We start from the raw sequence: 441 nt of genomic DNA, 5'->3' as shown, positions 1-441 counted from the left end.
CTTGTTTACACAAGATCAGCTTAAAGGAATATTCTAAAACGCAATTTCGTTTCGGTATCCAGTTTTCAAGGTGCAATACAGTTTCATCGAAACTGTAGCCTGTGTGAACATCGCTCCATCTCATTCGAGCGGATGATATTCATGCAGTTTTTTGGTGGAGCCAAGCGGGATCGAACCGCTGACCTCCTGCTTGCAAGGCAGGCGCTCTCCCAGCTGAGCTATGGCCCCAAAAGGAAATATAAAGTTATATGGTGGGCCCTAGTGGACTCGAACCACCGACCTCACCCTTATCAGGGGTGCGCTCTAACCAGCTGAGCTAAGGGCCCATAATAAACCACCAAAGAAGTTCTTCTTTAGTGGTTGCGCTTGGCGACGTCCTACTCTCCCAGGACCCTGCGGTCCAAGTACCATCGGCGCTGGAGGGCTTAACGGTCGTGTTCG

General features: G+C 50.3%; 2 tRNA genes and 1 rRNA gene. All 3 read right to left on the bottom strand.

From position 1 onward, the window contains the following. Window positions 1–152 precede the first annotated feature (152 nt). Window positions 153–228 (bottom strand) — tRNA-Ala (locus G9G53_RS25755). Window positions 229–249: 21 nt separating this feature from the next. After that, window positions 250–326 (bottom strand) — tRNA-Ile (locus tag G9G53_RS25750). 38 nt (window positions 327–364) lie between these two features. Further along, window positions 365–441 (bottom strand): 5S ribosomal RNA (gene rrf / locus G9G53_RS26975); the annotation flags it as partial.

This window comes from Paenibacillus sp. EKM206P (assembly GCF_011066155.1).
In the GTDB taxonomy this organism is placed as follows: domain Bacteria; phylum Bacillota; class Bacilli; order Paenibacillales; family Paenibacillaceae; genus Paenibacillus; species Paenibacillus polymyxa_D.
This window is presented reverse-complemented; position numbering and strand designations above follow the sequence as displayed.